The following is a 1324-nucleotide window of genomic DNA, read 5'->3' as shown; positions in this document are numbered from 1 at the left end:
GGGGCTTGGGGCGTTCCCAGGGGCGGCGGTGGTCTTCGGCAAGGGGACGGGCGAGGCGTAGCTGGGTGTAGGCGGCGATGATGAGCCAGGTCCACAGGTCGGCGCTGTGGGGGTCGCGTACGTGCGGAGCGGTCCAGCCCAGGGTCTGCTTGATCATTCTGAAGGTGTGTTCCAGGTCGAATCGGCGCAGGTAGGCCGACCAGAGACGGTCGATGTGTGTGGGGTCGGCGCCGGTGCGTGAGGTCCACAGCCATACCGGGTCCGGGGTGCGTTCGGAGGGCAGGCGGGCGACCGTGAGGCGGATCAGTGTGCCGTGCAGGATGGGGAGTTCCTCATCGGGGTGTACGTCGTCGGCCCAGGGGCCGCGGCGTTGGAGCTGTTGGTGCATGCGGTCCCAGCTGCGTGTTTCGGCCCGGCCGTAGCGGCGGGTGTCGTTCACGGTGTGCTGGTCGGGAGTGGGCCAGGTGTCCGGGGTGGCGGCCAGGGTGAGGCGGTGGCCGTGACGGGCGGGCCGCCCGCCCCGGCGGCGGTAGACGGGCTCGCCGGGATCGGTGTAATACACCCGGTCGGAGCGGACCCGGACGACGAGTTCCACTGGCAGGTCGGACAGGAGCCAGGCCAGGCGGGTGGCGTCGTAGCCGGCGTCGAGGACCACGAGCACATCGGGGTCGCCCTCGTGGCGGTGGCCGGTGCGGGTGAGGCGGTCGAGGGCCTCGCGGATCTGGTCGGCGGTCAGCTCGGTGACATCGTCGCCCGGGGCCACCCGCTGCGCGTCAAGGATTGCGGTCCACGAGGAACGTCCGGGCTCGAGAGCGGCCAGAAATGAGTAGGGCCAGCCGGGGATGTTCTGGCCGGTGGCCGTGCCGTAGCCGCTGACGTGGCAGAACCTGCGCTCGGGACTGGTGTCCGCACCGGGGCGCAGCCACGCAGTGACGTCCACCGCCAGCACGATGCGCCCCTCGGCACTCCTGGGCACGGGGGTGGTGGCCACCAGCCAGCGCAGGCGGGTGAACTCCATCCAGCCCTGGTTGACCGCGTCGTACAGGGCGCCGTGACCGCGCTGGAACTCAGGCTCCAGGGCCAGTTCCACCAGCGAGCGCACCGGAGTGCCGGAGCACAGCACGGCGTCGGTCAACTCGAAGAGCGCGTCCGCGCGCCGGTACAGGCAATCGTGGTAGCCACGGCGGAAACGGGCCAGCGCGCCCTTCGGTTCGACATCACACAGACAGCTGGAGATACTCACGTCAACGGCCGTTCTGGTTCCGGGAGTTAGGCACTCCGAGAACTGGAACGGCCGCCTTCGCGTCACGATCCCCCCTCGCCC

At 70.4% G+C, this 1324-nt stretch carries 1 protein-coding gene; it reads right to left on the bottom strand.

Annotation, left to right across the window (positions count from 1 at the left end; genetic code table 11):
* Positions 1–1243, bottom strand: a 1243-nt coding sequence (locus tag IEZ19_RS49845; RefSeq protein ID WP_189317968.1) for an NF041680 family putative transposase, incomplete at its 3' end; no start/stop codon positions are given.
* Positions 1244–1324: the final 81 nt, after the last annotated feature.

It is taken from the genome of Streptomyces brasiliensis (assembly GCF_014647875.1).
GTDB lineage: Bacteria > Actinomycetota > Actinomycetes > Streptomycetales > Streptomycetaceae > Streptomyces > Streptomyces brasiliensis.
Note: the sequence above shows the minus strand (reverse complement) of the source record. Positions and strands in the feature narration are given on the sequence as shown.